Here is a 1,160-nt window from a genome sequence, read left to right as displayed (position 1 = left end):
TGATATGCAACCGGATTTACCAGGTCACACCCCCTACACGCTTAAACCGGGACAACCGTCGCCCGGCTAGCCTAGCCTTCTCCGTCCCCCCTTCGCAGTAACACCAAGTACAGGAATATTAACCTGTTTCCCATCGACTACGCTTTTCAGCCTCGCCTTAGGGGTCGACTCACCCTGCCCCGATTAACGTTGGACAGGAACCCTTGGTCTTCCGGCGAGCGGGCTTTTCACCCGCTTTATCGTTACTTATGTCAGCATTCGCACTTCTGATACCTCCAGCAACCCTCACAGGCCACCTTCAACGGCTTACAGAACGCTCCCCTACCCAACAACGCCTAAGCGTCGCTGCCGCAGCTTCGGTGCATGGTTTAGCCCCGTTACATCTTCCGCGCAGGCCGACTCGACCAGTGAGCTATTACGCTTTCTTTAAATGATGGCTGCTTCTAAGCCAACATCCTGGCTGTCTATGCCTTCCCACATCGTTTCCCACTTAACCATGACTTTGGGACCTTAGCTGGCGGTCTGGGTTGTTTCCCTCTTCACGACGGACGTTAGCACCCGCCGTGTGTCTCCCGTGATAACATTCTTCGGTATTCGGAGTTTGCATCGGTTTGGTAAGCCGGGATGGCCCCCTAGCCGAAACAGTGCTCTACCCCCGAAGATGAGTTCACGAGGCGCTACCTAAATAGCTTTCGGGGAGAACCAGCTATCTCCCGGTTTGATTGGCCTTTCACCCCCAGCCACAAGTCATCCGCTAATTTTTCAACATTAGTCGGTTCGGTCCTCCAGTTAGTGTTACCCAACCTTCAACCTGCCCATGGCTAGATCACCGGGTTTCGGGTCTATACCTTGCAACTAATCGCCCAGTTAAGACTCGGTTTCCCTACGGCTCCCCTATACGGTTAACCTTGCTACAAAATATAAGTCGCTGACCCATTATACAAAAGGTACGCAGTCACACCACGAAGGTGCTCCCACTGCTTGTACGTACACGGTTTCAGGTTCTATTTCACTCCCCTCGCCGGGGTTCTTTTCGCCTTTCCCTCACGGTACTGGTTCACTATCGGTCAGTCAGGAGTATTTAGCCTTGGAGGATGGTCCCCCCATATTCAGACAGGATGTCACGTGTCCCGCCCTACTCATCGAACTCACGACCTGTG

Annotated in this window: 1 rRNA gene; it reads right to left on the bottom strand. The window is 53.4% G+C overall.

Annotation, left to right across the window (positions count from 1 at the left end):
• Positions 1-1,160, bottom strand: a 23S ribosomal RNA gene (locus ACJ8J4_RS24690); the annotation flags it as partial.

This window comes from Serratia sp. CY47280, assembly GCF_052168655.1.
Classification (GTDB): Bacteria; Pseudomonadota; Gammaproteobacteria; order Enterobacterales; family Enterobacteriaceae; genus Serratia; species Serratia bockelmannii.
This window is presented reverse-complemented; position numbering and strand designations above follow the sequence as displayed.